This window comes from Bradyrhizobium sp. 149 (assembly GCF_023073915.1).
In the GTDB taxonomy this organism is placed as follows: Bacteria; Pseudomonadota; Alphaproteobacteria; order Rhizobiales; family Xanthobacteraceae; genus Bradyrhizobium.
On the sequence record NZ_JADPKK010000023.1, the window covers coordinates 315,776 to 332,109 of the forward strand.

Consider the following 16,334-nt stretch of genomic DNA (forward strand, 5'->3'; position numbering starts at 1 on the left):
CCGAAGCGAGGACTATACGCGATGCCGGCCGGACCTGCCGAAGCGTTGAGCAAGGCATGACGCTTTTTCACACCTTACGCTGCGGTTCAAACTAGCCCACTATTGAGGCACTTCTCCCTATGCCAGCGCATCAGCCAATGTTGGATCCAACGACTAACGGCCTGTATTCCGGCGAGTCCCCGCTCCTCAGGACGATCGGGCTCACCAAGCGCTATGGGGATTTCCTCGCCAACGATGCAATCGACATCGATATCTGGCCCACGGAAATCCACGCGCTGCTGGGTGAGAACGGCGCCGGCAAGTCGACGCTGGTCAAGGCGATCTACGGTTTGATCCAGCCCAGCGCCGGCGAGATCTTCTGGAAGAGCCAGCCAATCGTGCTGTCCGGTCCTTCGGAAGCGCGCAGCCGGGGCATCGGCATGGTGTTCCAGCATTTCTCCCTGTTCGACAATCTGACCGTGGCCGAGAACGTGGCACTCGGCCTCGACGGGAGAGAATCCTTCAAGGACATGTCGGCGCGGCTTGAGCAGGTGTCGAAGACTTATGGATTGCCGCTCGATCCCAAACGCGAGGTCTGGCAATTGTCGGTCGGCGAGCGCCAGCGCATCGAGATCGTCCGCGCACTGATGCAGGATCCGCAATTCCTGATCCTTGACGAGCCCACCGCTGTGCTGACGCCGCAGGAAGCCGACCAGCTCTTCATCGTGCTGGAGCGGCTCAAGGCCGAAGGTCGCGCTATCCTCTATATCAGCCACAAGCTCGAGGAGGTGAAGCGCCTGTGCGACACCGCAACGATCCTGCGCGGCGGCAAGAAGGTGGAAACCTGCAATCCCAGGCTTGAGACCGCGGCCTCGCTCGCGCGCATGATGGTCGGCGGCGAGATCAAGCAAGTGAAGGCGGCCGCCGGCCGGCAGACCACCGTACCGCGCCTCGTCGTCAACGACCTCTCGCTTGCCCCCGCCGAGCCGCACGGCGTGCGGCTCGAGCACATCTCGTTCGAGCTGAAAGGCGGCGAGATCCTCGGCATCGCCGGCGTCGCCGGCAACGGCCAGGACGAACTGTTCGCGGCGTTGTCCGGCGAACGCCTGTCGAAGGATCCCGGCACGATCGTGATCGAAGGCCTTGCTGCCGGCCATCTCTCGATCACGCAGCGCCGCAAGCTCGGCGCAGCTTTCGTTCCCGAGGAGCGGCTCGGCCACGGCACCGCGCCGCGCATGAAGCTTTCGGAGAATGCGCTGCTCACCGGGCACGCCGCCAGCGGAATGGTCCACCACGGCTTCATCGATACTGCCGCCACTCTGAAGACGGTCGACCGCGCAACCGAGACGTTCGACGTCCGCAAGGCCAAGCGCGATCCGGAAGCAGCGTCCCTCTCCGGCGGCAATTTGCAGAAATTCATCGTCGGACGCGAGATCCTGCGCAATCCCGCGGTGCTGGTGGTGAGCCAGCCGACCTGGGGCGTCGACGCCGGCGCTGCCGCAGTCATCCGCCAGGCGCTGCTTGATCTCGCGACGGCAGGCGCCGCCGTGCTCGTGACCAGCCAGGACCTCGACGAGCTCGCGGAAATCGCCGACCGTATCGCCGTGATGTTCCATGGCCACCTGTCCGCTCCGCTCGCCACCAGCGAGGCGACGCGCGAGAAACTCGGGCTGTTGATGGGCGGCAGCACGCTGGAGCCGAAGGAGGCCGCGCATGCAGTTGGTGCTTGAGAAGCGCGCCGAGCGCTCCAACACGATCGCGCTGATCTCTCCGCTGATCGCGATCGGCCTCACGATCCTGACCATGGTCATCCTGTTCGCGATCCTCGGCAAGAATCCGCTGCTCGCATTGCACGCCTATTTCATCGCGCCTTTGACCGACAGCTATTCGCTCCAGGAAATCGCGGTGAAGGCGACGCCGCTGGTGATGATCGCGATCGGGCTGTCGCTCTGCTATCTCGCCAATGCCTGGAACATCGGCGCCGAAGGGCAGTTCCTGATCGGTGCCGTGGCCGGAAGCTGGATTGCGGTGAAGACGCAGGGCACCGACGCCGGTGTCTGGGTGCTGCCGGTCATGCTCGTGCTCGCCGCCGCCGCAGGCGCGCTCTACGCGCTGATCCCGGCAATCTGCAAGGTGAAGTTCGGCGCCAGCGAGATCCTGACCAGCCTGATGCTGGTCTATGTCGCCGACCTCTTCCTCGACTATCTCGTGCGCGGACCCTGGCGCGATCCGCACGGCTTCAACTTCCCGACCACGGCCGAGTTCGATCCGGTTGCAACAGTCCCTTTGCTGATCGAAGGCGGCCGGCTGCATCTCGGCTCGATCATCGCGCTGCTGGTCGTCGCGGCGGTGGCCATATTGCTCGGCCGCACCATCAAGGGATTCGAGATTCGCGTGGTCGGTGCGGCGCCCCGTGCCGCGCGGTTCGGCGGCTTCAATTCCAACCAGTTGATCATCCTGACCTTCGCTGTCTCGGGCGCGCTGGCGGGCGTCGCCGGAATCATCGAGGTCGCGGGTCCCATCGGACACCTTCAGCCTGGCATCTCGCCCGGTTACGGATTTACCGCGATCATTGTTGCCTTTCTCGGCCGATTGAACCCGCTTGGAATACTAATTGCAGGCCTTTTTCTCGCATTGACTTTTATCGGCGGCGAGCAGGCCCAGATCGCAATGAAGATCCCGTTGGACGTCACCAAGGTTTTTCAAGGCATCCTGCTGTTCTACGTGCTCGCCTGCGATTCCCTTATTCTCTACCGCTTCAAGCTGGTCTTTCCGAACCGACAGGTGGCTCGTGGAGCTGGTTGAAGCCATCATCCTCGCAGTGCTCGCCGCCTCGACGCCGCTCCTGATCGCGGCGGCCGGCGAGCTCGTGACCGAACGATCCGGCGTGCTCAATCTCGGCGTCGAGGGCATGATGATCGTCGGAGCGGCCTGCGGCTTTGCCGGCGCCTGGCTGACCGGCTCGATCTTCATCGGCGCGCTGTTCGGCATCGTCGCCGGCACGATGATGTCACTGGTCTTCGCGCTGATGGCACTGGGGCTCGCGGTCAATCAGGTTGCAACAGGTCTCGCACTGACCATTCTCGGCGTCGGTCTCTCCGGCCTGATCGGCGCGGGGTTCGTCGGCGAACGCATCACGCCGGCGCTGCATCTTTACATTCCAGGCCTCACCGAGATTCCACTGGTTGGCCGCGTGCTGTTCGGCGAGGACGCCTTCGTCTGTTTCTCGCTGGCGCTGGTCGTCGGCGTCTGGTGGTTCCTGTACCGCACGCGGCAAGGATTGATCCTGCGCGCCTGCGGCGACAACCACGTCTCCGCGCATGCGCTCGGCTACCCCGTGCTGCGCATCCGAACCATCGCCGTGATGTTCGGCGGCGCCTGCGCCGGGCTTGCCGGCGCTTATCTGCCGCTCGCCTATACGCCCTTCTTCATTCCGGGCATGACCGCGGGCCGCGGCTGGATCGCGCTGGCGCTGGTGGTGTTCTCGTCCTGGCGGCCGGGACGGCTCGTGGTTGGCGCGTACTTGTTTGGCGCGGTGACGATCCTGCAGCTGCACGCGCAGGGGTGGGGCGTCGGCGTTCCCTCGCAGTTCATGTCGGCGCTGCCTTACCTTGCGACCGTCTTCGTCCTGGTCCTGCTCTCCCGCGCGCGCACGGGCGGATCGACCGCGCCGGCCGCGCTCGGCACCGTGTTCGTGCCGGATCGCTGAGTTTCATTTCCGCGGCGTGCGCGATGGGGCGCGTGCGTTGCGGATCGTGGCTTTCCCCTGATGTTTGGAGATTGATGATGAGGAAATCACTTCTTGCGCTGGCTGCTGGGCTCTTGCTTGCCGGGAGCGTCAGTGCAGCCTCCGCCGCCGACAAGCTGAAAGTCGGTTTCATCTATTTGGGTCCGATCGGAGACCTCGGTTGGACCTACCAGCACGATCTCGCGCGCCAAGCGCTGGTGAAGGAATTGGGCGACAAGATCGAGACCACCTATCTGGAAAATGTGCCTGAAGGTCCCGACGCCGAGCGCGCCATCGAGCAGCTCGTCCGCGCCGGCAACAAACTGATCTTCACCACGTCGTTCGGCTACATGGATCCGACGCTGAAGGTCGCGAAGAAGTATCCGAACGTGCATTTCGAGCACTCGACCGGCTACAAGCGCGACAAGAACATGTCGACGTACTCGGCCAAATGGTACCAGGGCCGCTATATCCAGGGCCTGATCGCGGCCAAGATGTCGAAGTCCGGTGTGCTCGGCTACATCGGCTCGTTCCCGATCCCGGAGGTCGTCTCCGGCATCAACGCGACGATCCTCGCGGCGCAGACCATCAACCCGAACATCAAGGTCAAGATTATCTGGGCCAACACCTGGTTCGATCCGGGCAAGGAAGCCGACGCCGCCAAGGCGCTGATCGACCAGGGCGCCGACGTCATCATGCAGCACACGGATTCGCCGGCCGCAATGCAGATTGCCAGCGAACGCGGCAAGCTCGCCTTCGGCCAGGATTCCGAGATGATCAAGTTCGGGCCGACGACCCAGCTGACCTCGATCCTCGATACCTGGGGTCCGTACTACATCGCCCGCGTCAAGGCGGAACTCGACGGCACCTGGAAATCCGAGGACACTTGGGGCGGCCTCGACAGCCACATGTTCGCGATGGCGCCCTACACCAACATGCCTGACGACGTGAAGAAGCTCGCCGAGGATGCACAGGCCGCGATCACCGCGGGCAAGCTGCATCCGTTCAAGTGCCCGGTCGTTGGGCAGGACAGCAAGCCGGTCGAGTGCAAGGGCGGCGCCAATCTCGACGACGGCCAGATCCTCGGCATGAATTTCTACGTCAAAGGCATCGACGACAAGCTGCCGGGCAAGTAGCACGCTTCTTGCATTGCCTAGATCACCTGCTCCTCCCGGAACAGGTTCGGAGGGGGTGGCCAGAAGCACCCGGCACTTGTGGTCGCCCCCTCTTTCTATTTTCGCCTGGTTGTTATCCCGCGTGCATGGCTCGCGCCGCCGAACTGTGGCGGCGAATGAGGTCTGCCACATCCAGGCCGGGGATCGCGCCGTCGATCACGGCCCATTTTCCTGCCACCATCACCCTGTCGGCCCGATGCGCCCCGCACAGCACCAGTGCGGCGAGGGGATCGCCATGGCCGGAGAAGCGTAGCTCGTCGAGCCTGAACAGCGCGAGATCGGCCGCATTGCCGACCGCAATCTCGCCGAGTTCCGGCCGGCCGACGCAGGCCGCCGAGCCCTTCGTGGCCCAGCGCAGCGCATCCTTGTGACTGACCTTCGTCACCCCATAACGCGACCGCTGCAGCAGGAACGCGGCCCGCACTTCCTGCATCAGGTTCGATCCGTCGTTCGAGGCCGAGCCATCGACGCCGATGCCGATGCCGACACCGGCCTCCTCCATCTCGCAGACGGGACAGCAGCCGGAGGCCAGAAGCTGGTTGCTGCACGCGCAATGACTGATCGTCGTCTTCGCTTTGGCGAGCCGCTTCATCTCGTCCGCGTTGAAGAAGATGCCATGGGCGAGCCACGTTCGCGCATTGAGCCAGCCGCATCGCTCGAGATAATCGAGCGGACGGCAGCCATACATCTCCTGACAGAACCTGTTCTCGTCCTCAGTCTCGGCGAGATGAGTATGCAGGCGCACGTCGAGCTTGTCGGCGAGATCGGCGGTGGCGCGCATCAAGGACGTCGTCACCGAGAAGGGCGAGCAAGGCGCAAGCGCGATCTGCACCATCGCATCCGCGCCGCGCTGGTGGTGCTTGGCGACCACGCGCGCGCTGTCCGCGAGGATGGAGTCCTCATCTTGCACGACGCTATCGGGCGGCAGACCGCCGTCGCGCTGCGACAGGTTCATCGAGCCGCGCGTGAGCAGCACGCGCACGCCGAGCCGCCTGGCCACCGCCACCTCGATATCGACGGCATCTTCGAGCCCTGCCGGAAATACGTAGTGATGATCCGTCGTGGTGGTGCAGCCCGAGAGCAGAAGCTCCGACATCGCCACCGTTACCGCGAGATCGAGCGCATCCGGCGTCAGCTTTGCCCACACCGGATAGAGCGCCTGCAGCCACGGAAACAGCTCGCGGTCCATCGCCGCCGGCAGCGCCCGTGTCAGCGTCTGGTAAAAATGGTGATGGGTGTTGATGAGGCCCGGCAGCACCACGTGGTCGCCAGCGTCGAACACCGCGACATCCGCGGTTACGGGCGCACCGCCGGCCGGCACCAGCTCGACGATTTGGCCGTCCTTCACCACGACGCCGCGCTCGGCTCCGTCGGCGAGGATGGCCAGCGGATCCCTGATCCAGATCGGCTTTGCATCGCTCATGATCCTGCTTCTCCTCACATCCATTGACGGCGGCTGCTCCACGCGGAAGTCGCCCGAACGCCTCCCAGCCAGCGGACTTGTTGTTGCGACTTGGCTCCGGTCTTGCAAGACTCATCTGCATGATTCACCGGGCGGAAGCGTTGGCGCAGCCATGGATTTGAATACCATCACGACAGTGGCCCATCCGCAAACGCGCGCGCAGCTGCCCGTTTGGGCGCCAGGCGATGCTTGGCTCGCGGGCGGCACCTGGCTGTTCTCGGAGCCGCAAGTCCACCTCACTCGGCTCGTCGATCTGGCCGACCTGAAATGGCCGGCGCTGACGGTCACTGACAGCCATTTCAGCATCGCGGCCACCTGCACCGTTGCGCAGCTCGATGGATTCGTCTGCCCACCCGACTGGTTTGCGGCACCGCTGATCAACCAGTGCTGCCGCGCCTTCCTTGCTTCGTTCAAGATCTGGAAGACAGCCACTGTCGGCGGCAATCTCTGCATGTCGCTTCCAGCGGGGCCGATGATCTCGCTCACATCAGCACTCGACGGCCTCTGCACCATCTGGAAGGCCGGCGGTGGTGAACAGACGGTACCGGTCGCCGACTTCGTCACCGGCAACCAGCGCAACCGTCTGGGGACGGGGGACCTGCTCCGGCAGATCGACATCCCGATTGCCGCGATGAAGCGTCGTACGGCCTTTCGCCAGATCTCGCTGGCGCCGGTCGGCCGCTCGGCGGCGCTTTTGATCGGCAGCCTGGATAGCGATGGCACACTGACGCTCACGGTCACCGCATCGACGGTACGACCGATCCAGCTGTCCTTTCCCAAGTTCCCCGACGCGAATGCGCTTCGCGATGCGATCGAGCAGCACATCACCGACGAGCTCTACCACACCGACATCCACGGCAAGCCGTTCTGGCGCAAGCACATGACATTGCGGCTTGCCGAAGAGGTCCGTGACGAACTCCTGAGTGCGACACCATCATGAGCTTCGAGGTCAACGGCAAGCCGTATTCGCAAGCACCGCGCGCCGGCCAGTGCCTGCGCACGTTTCTGCGCGAGCTTGGCCATTTCGGCGTGAAGAAGGGCTGTGATGCCGGCGATTGCGGCGCCTGCACCGTGCTGCTCGACGGCGAGCCGGTGCATAGCTGCCTCATTCCGGCCTTCCGCGCCGAAGGCCATGCGGTCACCACGATCGAAGGTCTCGGCGGAGACAGCGGCGCGCATCCGATGCAGCAGGCTTTCCTCGACGCGCAGGGCTTCCAATGCGGCTTCTGCACCGCCGGCATGATCCTGACCTGCGCCTCGCTGAACCAGGCGCAGCGCACCGATCTCGGCGTGGCGCTGAAGGGGAATATCTGCCGCTGCACCGGCTATCGTTCGATCGAGGATGTGTTGCTCGGCAAGACCAATGTCGAGGAGAACGTCGAGGCCGGCGCCGCATTCGGCCGCAGCCTGCCGGCGCCAGCAGGCCCCGATGTCGTGCGCGGCAAGGCGCGCTACACGTTCGACACGCAGATTGATGGTTTGCTGCATATCAAGCTGCTCCGTTCACCGCACGCCCACGCGAGGATTATCGCGATCGACAAGTCGGAAGCGCTGAGCGCTCCCGGCGTGCACGCGGTGCTGACGCATGAGGATGCGCCAACGATCCTGATGTCGACCGCGCGGCACGAGAAGGACTGGATGGATCCGGAGGACACCCGGATCCTCGACGACGTCGTCCGCTTCATCGGCCAGAAGGTCGCCGCGGTCGTCGCTGACACCGAGGCCGCCGCGGAGGACGCATGCCGCCGGCTGAAGGTCAGTTACGAGATTTTCCCCGCGCTGATCGATCCGGAGCAGGCGATGGCGCCGGGCGCACCCGTCATTCATCCTGACCGCACCACCGCGAACCGGGTCGCCGACGCCCCGCGCAACCTCGCCGCGGAGACGCATGGCGAATTTGGCGACGTGGCGGCTGCGCTCGCGACATCCGCCGTTACCTTCGAGGGCACCTTCCACAGCCATCGCGTGCAGCATGCCGCACTGGAAACCCATGGCGGCCTGGCCTGGCTCGACGCTTCGGGCGTCCTCAATGTCCGCACCTCGACGCAGGTGCCGTTCCTGACCCGGCGCGCGCTGTCTGATATCTTCGAGCTTCCCGTCGACAAGGTTCGCGTCTTCTGCGAGCGCGTCGGCGGCGGCTTTGGCGGCAAGCAGGAGATGTTCGTCGAGGACATTCTGGCGCTCGCCGCGCTCAAGACGGGACGGCCGGTGAAGCTGGAGCTCACCCGCGAAGAGCAGTTCATCGCGACATCGACGCGACATCCGATGCGGGTCCACATCAAGGCCGGGGCCGACGCGGATGGCAGGCTCACCGCGCTTCAGCTCGACGTGCTCTCCAACACCGGCGCCTACGGCAATCACGCCGGCCCCGTGATGTTCCACTCGCTGGCCGAGTCCATCGCTGTCTACAATTGCCCCAACAAGCGGGTCGACGGCTACGCGGTCTACACCAATACGGTGCCCGCAGGCGCGTTTCGCGGCTATGGCTTGCCGCAAACGCTGATCGCGGTGGAGGCCGCGATCGACGAGCTGGCGAGGCAACTCGGCATCAGCCCCTACGAGATGCGTCGCCGTAACGTCGTCAAGCCGGGCGATCCCATGCTGTCGCCGCCGCCGTCCGAATTCCACGACGTGCTCTACGGCTCCTACGGCCTCGACCAGTGCCTCGACCTTGTCGAGTGCGCGATGCTGGCTGATGGTCCGCAGCCGGACCTGTCGCCGGAATGGCTGATCGGCGACGGCGTCGCGCTGACCATGATCGACACGGTGCCCCCGGCCGGCCACCTCGCGGATGCGATGGTCGCGCTCAACGACGACGCCGGCTTCGACCTCACCGTCGGCACCGCCGAATTCGGCAACGGCACCAGCACCGTGCACCGGCAGATCGCAGCGACGACGCTTGCGACCACCGTCGACCGGATCCACCTGCGCCAGTCCGACACCGCCCATGGCGGCCACGACACCGGCGCCTATGGCAGCGCCGGTATGTTCGTCGCCGGCAAGGCGACACACGCGGCAGCCATGCAGCTTGCAACCGAGCTGAAGGCGGCCGCCGCCAGCGCATGGCTCTGCGACGTCGGGAGCTGCACGCTCGAAGGCGAGGCCGTCGTCAGTGGCGTGAGGCGCATGTCCTTTGTGGAATTGGCAAAGCTTGCGCGCGAACGTGGACAGCCGTTCGCAGGCACCGGCAATTCCAGCGGCACGCCGCGTTCGGTCGGCTTCAACGTGCAGGGCTTTCGCGTCGCCGTGAACAAGGGCACCGGCGAGCTCCGGATTCTCAGGAGCGTGCATGCGGCCGACGCTGGCGTCGTCGCCAATCCCATGCAGTGCCGGGGTCAGGTCGAAGGCGGCGTCGCGCAGGCGCTCGGTGCGGCGCTGTATGAGGAGATGGTGATCGACGCGGACGGCCGCGTCACCAACCCCAAATTCCGCGAGTACCACCTGCCCTCCTTCGCCGACGTGCCCCGCACCGAGGTGTTCTTCGCCGAGACGTCCGACACGATCGGACCGTTGGGGGCGAAGTCGATGAGCGAGAGTCCATATAATCCGGTCGCCGCCGCCCTCGGCAACGCGATTGCTGATGCCACCGGCATCCGCTTCACCGCGCCGCCTTTCAAGCCGGACCGGCTGTTTCCGGCGCTGCACGACAAATTTGGATAGGCATATTTCGGGGGATTGATCCATGACCAGCGACGTGCATCCTGTCGATGAAGTCCTGCCGGTGCCACGCCTGCTCGCGCTGGGCCTCCAGCATGTGCTGGTGATGTATGCCGGCGCGGTCGCGGTGCCCCTGATCATCGGGCGCGCGCTGAAACTGCCGCCGCAGGACGTCGCGTTCCTGATCAGCGCCGACCTGTTCGCCTGCGGACTCGCGACGCTGGTGCAATGCCTCGGTTTTCCCGGCGTCGGCATCCGACTGCCCGTAATGATGGGCGTGACGTTCGCATCCGTCGGTCCAATGCTATCCATGGCGGCTTCACCGGACATCGGACTACTCGGCATCTACGGTTCGGTCATCGCAGCCGGCCTGTTCGGCATCGTCGCGGCGCCATTCGTCAGCTGGCTGCTGCCGCTCTTTCCGCCGGTCGTCACCGGCAGCATCATTCTGGTCATCGGCATCTCCCTGATGCGGGTCGGCATCAACTGGGCCGGCGGCGGATTGCCGACGCTGACGAAGGTGGTGGACGGCGTCGCCGGCAGCTTCCCCAATCCGGCCTACGGACAGTTGCAGGGACTCGGCATCTCGCTGTTCGTGCTGCTGTTCATCCTCGGCCTGATCAAATGGGGCACCGGCTTTCTCGCCAACGTCTCCGTGCTGCTTGGCATCATCGCGGGCGCCGTGCTCGCCAGCATTCTGGGCATCATGCATTTCGACAAGGTCGCTGCAGCTTCCTGGGGCGCCGTCGTGATCCCATTCCGCTTCGGCATGCCGCAATTCCATCTCGTGCCTGTCATCACCATGTGCGTCGTCATGATCGTCGTGATGATCGAATCACTCGGCATGTTCCTCGCGCTCGGCGACATCACGGGCAAGACGGTCGATCGCGAAGCCCTGAGCCGAGGTCTGCGCGCCGACGGCGTCGGCACGCTGCTCGGCGGCATCTTCAACACCTTCCCATACACGTCGTTCTCGCAGAATGTCGGCCTCGTCTCGGTCACCGGCGTGCGTTCGCGCTGGGTGACGGTCACAGGCGGTTGCATCATGCTCCTGCTCGGCCTGTTGCCGAAGCTCGCCGCGCTGGTCGAGGCCGTGCCACTGGTCGTACTCGGCGGCGCCGGCCTCGTGATGTTCGGCATGGTCGCGGCGACCGGCGCACGCATCCTCACCGCGGTCGATTTCCGCAACAATCGCTACAATCTCTTCATCGTCGCGATCTCGATCGGCTTCGGCCTGATCCCGCTCGCCGCACCCGGCTTCTTCAGGAACTTGCCACACGATCTCCAGCCGCTGCTGGAGTCCGGTATCCTGCTCTGCGCGATCGTCTCGGTGCTGCTCAATGCCTTCTTCAACGGATTGAGCGGCGGTGCGGCGGCGGAAGCGGATGCAGCAGCGGTCGCCTCATCCGCACAACATGTTTAACTGCCGCGGTAGGTCGAATAGCTCCACGGCGTGACCAGCAGCGGCACGTGATAGTGGCTTTCCGGCTCGCTGATCGCAAAGCGCAGCGGGATCTCGTCGAGGAACGGCGGATCGGTGAGCTGCACGTTGCGCTCGGCGTAGTATTTGGCAACGTTAAATCGGAGTTCATAGCGGCCGATCGGCAGCGGGCGGCCGCCGATCAGCGGCTGGTCGGTGCGGCCGTCCGCATTGGTGATGGTGCGCGCGATCACACGATTCTCGCCGAGCGCGGAGAGTTCAACGAGCTCTACCGGAATGCCCGGCGCGGGCTTGCCGACGTGGTTGTCCAGCACATGGGTCGAGAGCCGGCCGTGGACCCTGAGCTTGTCATCGGCTGCAACGAGTTGATCGAGCCGTAACGCGGCGATACGGCCAATCTCCTCGATCGCGCATCGCGTCTCGGTCTTGGCGATATTGCGCAACCGCGTCTCGAAATCGCGCAGCACTGAATCCTTGGTGTGACGACGCACGCAGACGATATAGGGGATGTCGAACTTCTCGCGATAGGCGCTGTTGACGCGCTCGAAGGCGGCGTATTCGGCATCCGACAGCCGGTCCAGCCCGGCGCTGCTCTGCTCGTCGATCGACTCTACCGTTAGTCCCGCCGCGCGCTGGGTCTTGTCGGCGAGGTCCGGATGCGCCCGGATCAGCGCCAACTGCACCTCGGGTTCGGCACTCTGGATCGCCGCCATCAGCGCGGCATGCAACTGGTTGATGCCGGCGAATGGCCGCTTTCCGGCGAGTTGCCCTGCGATCCACGGTGAATGTTCAACGACGTTGGCGAGCGCGGCAACGAAATCGGCTTCATCGGCGGCGTTGAGATCGGACAGCGAGATCTGCGACATCGTCCTCACCCGATCTCGAATGCGTCGGCCGCAAGATGCGCGAGCTTGTCGTGCCAGTGCTGTGCGATCTGCAACCGCGTCGGCACCCAGACCCGCTCGTGCTTGCCGATGTAGTCGAGGAAGCGGATCAGCCCCGCCGCGCGGCCGGGGCGGCCGGCGAGACGACAGTGCAGGCCCACCGACATCATCTTCGGCGCGCTCTCGCCTTCGGCGTAGAGCACGTCGAAGGCATCCTTCAGATAGGTGAAGAACTGCTCGCCTTCGGCAAACCCTTGCGGATTGATGAAGCGCATGTCGTTGGCGTCGAGTGTATAGGGAATGACGAGCTGCTTCCCGTTCACGCCCCTGACCCAATAGGGCAGATCGTCGGCATAGGAGTCGCAGAGATAGAGGAAGCCGCCCTCCTCCATCAACAGACGGTTGGTGTTGACCGAGGATCGCCCGGTGTACCAGCCGAGCGGCCGCGATCCGGTCGCCGCGGTGTGGACGCGGATCGCTTCCGCGATGTCCGCGCGCTCCTGCGCCTCGGTCATATCCTTGTGCTCGATCCACTTCAGGCTGTGGCTGGCGATGTCCCAGCCCGCCTCCTTCATGGCAGCCACGATTTCCGGATTGCGCTTCAGCGCCGTGGCGACACCGAACACGGTGGTCGGCCACTTCCGCTCGCTGAACATCCGCCACAGCCGCCAGAAACCGGCGCGCGAGCCATACTCGAACATCGACTCGATATTGGCGTGGCGCTGGCCGGGCCACGGCTGTGCGCCGAGCACGTCGGACAGGAACGCTTCCGAGGCACGGTCGCCGTGCAGAATGTTGTTTTCGCCGCCCTCCTCGAAATTGACGACGAACTGCACCGCGACCCGTGCATTGCCGGGCCATTGCGGGTGCGGCGGGCTGCGGCCGTAACCGCGGAGATCGCGCGGGTAGCGGGTACCAGTCACTCAGACTTCCTCGAAGCGGATCGGCAGCGCGCCCTTCCACAGCACGCTCTTGCCGAGCGTTGCCAGATTCTCCAGGCCAGAGGTCAGCGTGATGAAATGGTTGCCGGCGAGCTGGCCCATCTTGCTCGCGAAGTGCACGCCGCCATAGGCCATCAGGATCTCGGTCTCACTGATGCCTCCGGGATAGAGGATGATGTGACCGGGCGCGGGATAGCTGGTGTGGTTCTCGTAGCCGACACCGAAATCGAGGTCGCCGAGCGGCATCCACACGCCCTCGCCGCTCCAGCGCACATGGATGATGTGGCTTTCGAACGGCAGCGCCTTGCGGAACGCGGCGACGGTCTTGGGCGCCAGCTGCTCCTCGAAACGGGCATCGAAAGTGAAGTCGCCGGCGCGGATAACGAGTTTGCTCATCTCATCTCTCTGGATCGGGGCGGTGGCCCCACGGGGAATTTTCAGGCAAAGAGCATTCCATCGGACTTCGCGCAAGGGCCGCGGCCCGTTACCTGCGGTCGTAGGACCAGCCGAAAACGCCACTCCGCCGCGTCTCCGGCTCGGCGGCAGGCTGCGGCGCCTCCTTCAGTTCCGCCTGCGGTGGCGGGGGCGGCGCCGGCAGGTTCTCACATTTCGTGGAGTAGACCAGCTTGCCGTCCGCGGTACGTCCGATCGGCGCGCAGCGGTCCGGATGCGCCGCCGAGGTTTTTGGGGTCAGCTTGACCTGCGCCACGGCCGGCAAGGCGATCAGCAGAAAGACCAGCAGATATCTCGACATCATTGTCGCCTGAAACCAAATTTGGCCCATTGAACCGGATTGCGCAGGTCAAGTCCATCGGGGCTACGGGCGCGATTGCCGAATATTTAGCCGAGGCTAGAAAATTGGCTCCCCCCAATGTGATGGTTGCATTGGCGATCGTGCAGCCGGCGTCGTTGATATTCGGCAGGCCGCATCGCCATGTCAGCCGCGGCGGCGAACACATGTCTCACAGCCGGAGCCGCCGTCACGGGAGAAACAACCATGCAAAAAACCTTTGCCATTCTCAGCGCCACCCTGATCGCCGCCGCCGCCACCATCCAAACCGCCGCTGCGAGCGACCGTCACCACGCCCGCAAGGCACGACCGGCCCCCATCACCCAGTCGGTGCGGGATTCCAACGCGCTCTGGTCCTCGCAGCCAACCGCGCCCGACTGGCCGCGCTACGCCAACGGCGCGATGTCGGCACCGGCGGGACGGTGATGCTGGAAGCGTAGAGCGCAACTGCTTCAACTTCGTCTTTGCGAGCGCAGACACAGCTTCCCGTCCTCGCGGCGCATTTCGCCCGAGTTTTGCTTCGTCGCTCACCCTCTTGTCCAAGAGGGTGCAGGGAAGGCCGGGTGCCGGCTGGCACCCGCGGTCCGCTGCGCGAAAAGCACACGCAGAAAAAACGCACAGCAGCATACAGGTGTAGCCAATCACTCGGCCTTCCCTGCGCAGTGGCTTTACGGCTTATGCCGTGCTCTCCCGGGAGCCGAGTTCGTTCTGGCCTCCCTCGCCCTCGCGAAAGTCACGGACACCGCGCCGGTTGACGCGGATGCCGCCTCCGCAAGAGCTTGACCGTAGCAACGACGGCCAGGACCACACGGTTTTGCCGTACGCACGGCCCGCCATTTCGCCGCAGTTTTTCCAGCCCCGTCGACGGAGCCGGAAACTTACTGGCGAGACGAGCCTGACAGCGTCGTCCGTCCGCGCGACGCCTTGGGCTCACGGAGAGCAATCCGCCCTGCCCTTAGCCTCGCGCCCGACACTGCCGCGTCCACCGCAAGCCCGGCTCGCATATCGTGACGACGTACGATCGCCCCTCTTGGGTGAGCCGGGATGGGTGACATATACGCCAATTCCGAATTTCGGTAAAGTGGAATCTTTTAGCGAGACGTGATTGACAGAGGGGCGACACAGAGTGGACGCAGGCGAGACCCGTCGCCGGGAAGCAACAAAACGGGCGGTGCAAAGCACCGCCCGTTTTGCGAATCCCGCAAGCTTCCCGCAGATCGGAGCGAAGACGACCCCGGGCCACGCCTCTGTCGAGGCTATGGCGTCAATTGCCGCCTAGTATGGCTGGTAATAGCCGCGCGGACCGTAGTATGGACCGCCGCCGTAGTAGCCCTGGCCGCCGTAGTAAGGACGCGGGCCATAATAATAGTGATCCTCGTAGTACTCGCGGCGCTGGCTCTCGGCGATCGCACCTCCAATCAGCCCCGCGGCCACGCCCATGAAGGCGAGGCCTGCAGCGTTCGGACCTCGCCGATAATAGCGGTGGCGGCGCGCGGCGCTGAAATCGGTGGCACCCGACGCGGCGCGGTCTGCCGCAACCGCCTGGGATTGCGGCGCGGTCGAGGCCGCAGCCGAAGGCGCGGTAGAGGCTGTAACCAGGGCGAGGCTCGCGAACGCGGCCAGTGCAAGTTTGCGGCTGGCTGCGGAAGTCATCGGTCCATTACTCATCTTGACCTTCCTCTGTTCTCGCCTCTGTTCTCACCCAAAGCCACATAAGCAAACGACGCATAATGCGCAAACCACTGAAATGGTTTCGTGATCGCGGCAATCTGCCACGCTTTGAACGATTGTAAACGGAACGACCAGATCCACCTTGAACCATCCAACATGAGCGGATAATGAACAGCCGCACCGTTTTTCGGTCGCCGTAAGCGTTTTACGTGAACCAACGCATCAACCGACGCCGTCGGGATCGATGCCATTTTCAGGTTCACCGTGACTGACGCGTCCTATCCCAAAGAGAAACCAGATGATTGCGGTTCGCAAACTGCCGGCGCGCTGTGCGCCGATCGTGATGCCATTTGTGCTGTCCATCCTCATGACGGCCGTGGTGTCAGTCATTTCCACGCTTCGAAGCCTCGGCGCAACGCCGGCGTTTCTCGCGACCTGGCCGGGCGCCTGGGCACTGTCATGGCTCGTCGCCTTTCCGACGCTGCTGATGGTGCTGCCACTGGTCCGCCGGATCGTGGCGCGCGTGGTCGCTTCCCCTCCTCAAGCAGGCCGATAGAAGGCGCGGACGGCGGCGCATGACGCACGCCGTCCCGCTTCCGACGCTTCT

The 16,334-nt window shown here is 64.5% G+C and carries 15 protein-coding genes; 9 read left to right on the forward strand and 6 right to left on the reverse strand.

Annotated features, from left to right (window positions below; genetic code table 11):
- Positions 1-137 precede the first annotated feature (137 nt).
- The 4 genes from IVA88_RS29260 (at position 138) to IVA88_RS29275 (ending at position 4,842) form a co-directional block, all read left to right on the forward strand.
- Positions 138-1,709, forward strand: coding sequence for an ABC transporter ATP-binding protein (locus tag IVA88_RS29260; protein WP_247500667.1), 1,572 nt, complete (start codon positions 138-140; stop codon positions 1,707-1,709).
- On the forward strand, positions 1,693-2,784 hold the full coding sequence (locus IVA88_RS29265; RefSeq protein WP_247500668.1) for an ABC transporter permease: 1,092 nt from the start codon (positions 1,693-1,695) through the stop codon (positions 2,782-2,784). Before IVA88_RS29260 ends, IVA88_RS29265 begins: the two co-directional genes overlap by 17 nt.
- On the forward strand, positions 2,771-3,688 hold the full coding sequence (locus IVA88_RS29270) for an ABC transporter permease (protein WP_247500669.1): 918 nt from the start codon (positions 2,771-2,773) through the stop codon (positions 3,686-3,688). The genes IVA88_RS29265 and IVA88_RS29270 overlap by 14 nt, the downstream gene beginning before the upstream one ends.
- A gap of 77 nt (positions 3,689-3,765) precedes the next feature.
- Complete coding sequence (locus IVA88_RS29275) at positions 3,766-4,842, forward strand: BMP family ABC transporter substrate-binding protein (protein WP_247501221.1); 1,077 nt, start codon at positions 3,766-3,768, stop codon at positions 4,840-4,842.
- 112 nt (positions 4,843-4,954) lie between these two features.
- Here IVA88_RS29275 and IVA88_RS29280 read toward each other — a convergent pair whose 3' ends face one another.
- Positions 4,955-6,304 (reverse strand): 8-oxoguanine deaminase, encoded by a 1,350-nt coding sequence (locus IVA88_RS29280; RefSeq protein WP_247500670.1) that lies wholly within the window; start codon positions 6,302-6,304, stop codon positions 4,955-4,957.
- 151 nt (positions 6,305-6,455) lie between these two features.
- On the opposite strand from IVA88_RS29280, the gene IVA88_RS29285 reads away from it, so the two are divergent.
- From IVA88_RS29285 to IVA88_RS29295, 3 genes are read left to right on the forward strand one after another with little or no spacing between them, the layout of a single operon-like run.
- Positions 6,456-7,283, forward strand: a complete 828-nt coding sequence (locus tag IVA88_RS29285; RefSeq protein WP_247500671.1) for an FAD binding domain-containing protein — start codon at positions 6,456-6,458, stop codon at positions 7,281-7,283.
- Positions 7,280-10,003, forward strand: coding sequence for a molybdopterin-dependent oxidoreductase (locus IVA88_RS29290; RefSeq protein ID WP_247500672.1), 2,724 nt, complete (start codon positions 7,280-7,282; stop codon positions 10,001-10,003). The genes IVA88_RS29285 and IVA88_RS29290 overlap by 4 nt, the downstream gene beginning before the upstream one ends.
- Positions 10,004-10,025: 22 nt before the next feature.
- Positions 10,026-11,423, forward strand: a complete 1,398-nt coding sequence (locus IVA88_RS29295) for a nucleobase:cation symporter-2 family protein (RefSeq protein WP_247500673.1) — start codon at positions 10,026-10,028, stop codon at positions 11,421-11,423.
- Here the strand turns inward: IVA88_RS29295 and uraD are convergent.
- The 4 genes from uraD to IVA88_RS29315 form a co-directional block, all read right to left on the reverse strand.
- A complete protein-coding gene (gene uraD / locus IVA88_RS29300) occupies positions 11,420-12,307 on the reverse strand; it encodes a 2-oxo-4-hydroxy-4-carboxy-5-ureidoimidazoline decarboxylase (protein WP_247500674.1) in 888 nt (295 codons plus the stop codon). The two genes, IVA88_RS29295 and uraD, sit on opposite strands and share 4 nt — an antisense overlap.
- Before the next feature lie 5 nt (positions 12,308-12,312).
- Positions 12,313-13,248, reverse strand: a complete 936-nt coding sequence (gene puuE, locus IVA88_RS29305) for an allantoinase PuuE (protein WP_247500675.1) — start codon at positions 13,246-13,248, stop codon at positions 12,313-12,315.
- Positions 13,249-13,662 carry a DUF3830 family protein gene (locus IVA88_RS29310; RefSeq protein ID WP_247500676.1) on the reverse strand — a complete coding sequence of 138 codons (414 nt, stop codon included), beginning with the start codon at positions 13,660-13,662 and terminating at the stop codon, positions 13,249-13,251. It lies immediately after the preceding gene.
- Between the two features lie 88 nt (positions 13,663-13,750).
- Positions 13,751-14,023: a hypothetical protein gene (locus IVA88_RS29315; protein ID WP_247500677.1), complete on the reverse strand. Its 273-nt coding sequence runs from the start codon at positions 14,021-14,023 to the stop codon at positions 13,751-13,753.
- Between the two features lie 240 nt (positions 14,024-14,263).
- Between IVA88_RS29315 and IVA88_RS29320 the strand changes: the two genes are divergently transcribed.
- The gene (locus tag IVA88_RS29320; protein ID WP_247500678.1) at positions 14,264-14,482 is read left to right on the forward strand and encodes a hypothetical protein; all 219 of its coding nucleotides are present in this window, start codon (positions 14,264-14,266) and stop codon (positions 14,480-14,482) included.
- An 849-nt stretch (positions 14,483-15,331) separates the two neighbouring features.
- On the opposite strand, the gene IVA88_RS29325 is transcribed toward IVA88_RS29320, so the two are convergent.
- Positions 15,332-15,724, reverse strand: coding sequence for a hypothetical protein (locus IVA88_RS29325; protein ID WP_247500679.1), 393 nt, complete (start codon positions 15,722-15,724; stop codon positions 15,332-15,334).
- Between the two features lie 301 nt (positions 15,725-16,025).
- Between IVA88_RS29325 and IVA88_RS29330 the strand changes: the two genes are divergently transcribed.
- The gene (locus tag IVA88_RS29330) at positions 16,026-16,283 is read left to right on the forward strand and encodes a DUF2798 domain-containing protein (RefSeq protein ID WP_247500680.1); all 258 of its coding nucleotides are present in this window, start codon (positions 16,026-16,028) and stop codon (positions 16,281-16,283) included.
- The last annotated feature ends 51 nt before the right edge of the window (positions 16,284-16,334 follow it).

Excerpts from the sequence above, each read along its gene's own strand:
- IVA88_RS29260 (WP_247500667.1), top strand. The coding sequence starts at position 138 with ATGTTGGATCCAACGACTAACGGCCTGTATTCCGGCGAGTCCCCGCTC.
- IVA88_RS29265 (WP_247500668.1), top strand. The coding sequence starts at position 1,693 with ATGCAGTTGGTGCTTGAGAAGCGCGCCGAGCGCTCCAACACGATCGCG.
- IVA88_RS29275 (WP_247501221.1), top strand. The coding sequence starts at position 3,766 with ATGAGGAAATCACTTCTTGCGCTGGCTGCTGGGCTCTTGCTTGCCGGG.
- IVA88_RS29280 (WP_247500670.1), bottom strand. The coding sequence starts at position 6,304 with ATGAGCGATGCAAAGCCGATCTGGATCAGGGATCCGCTGGCCATCCTC.
- IVA88_RS29285 (WP_247500671.1), top strand. The coding sequence starts at position 6,456 with ATGGATTTGAATACCATCACGACAGTGGCCCATCCGCAAACGCGCGCG.
- IVA88_RS29290 (WP_247500672.1), top strand. The coding sequence starts at position 7,280 with ATGAGCTTCGAGGTCAACGGCAAGCCGTATTCGCAAGCACCGCGCGCC.
- IVA88_RS29295 (WP_247500673.1), top strand. The coding sequence starts at position 10,026 with ATGACCAGCGACGTGCATCCTGTCGATGAAGTCCTGCCGGTGCCACGC.
- uraD (WP_247500674.1), bottom strand. The coding sequence starts at position 12,307 with ATGTCGCAGATCTCGCTGTCCGATCTCAACGCCGCCGATGAAGCCGAT.
- IVA88_RS29310 (WP_247500676.1), bottom strand. The coding sequence starts at position 13,662 with ATGAGCAAACTCGTTATCCGCGCCGGCGACTTCACTTTCGATGCCCGT.
- IVA88_RS29315 (WP_247500677.1), bottom strand. The coding sequence starts at position 14,023 with ATGATGTCGAGATATCTGCTGGTCTTTCTGCTGATCGCCTTGCCGGCC.
- IVA88_RS29320 (WP_247500678.1), top strand. The coding sequence starts at position 14,264 with ATGCAAAAAACCTTTGCCATTCTCAGCGCCACCCTGATCGCCGCCGCC.
- IVA88_RS29325 (WP_247500679.1), bottom strand. The coding sequence starts at position 15,724 with ATGAGTAATGGACCGATGACTTCCGCAGCCAGCCGCAAACTTGCACTG.
- IVA88_RS29330 (WP_247500680.1), top strand. The coding sequence starts at position 16,026 with ATGATTGCGGTTCGCAAACTGCCGGCGCGCTGTGCGCCGATCGTGATG.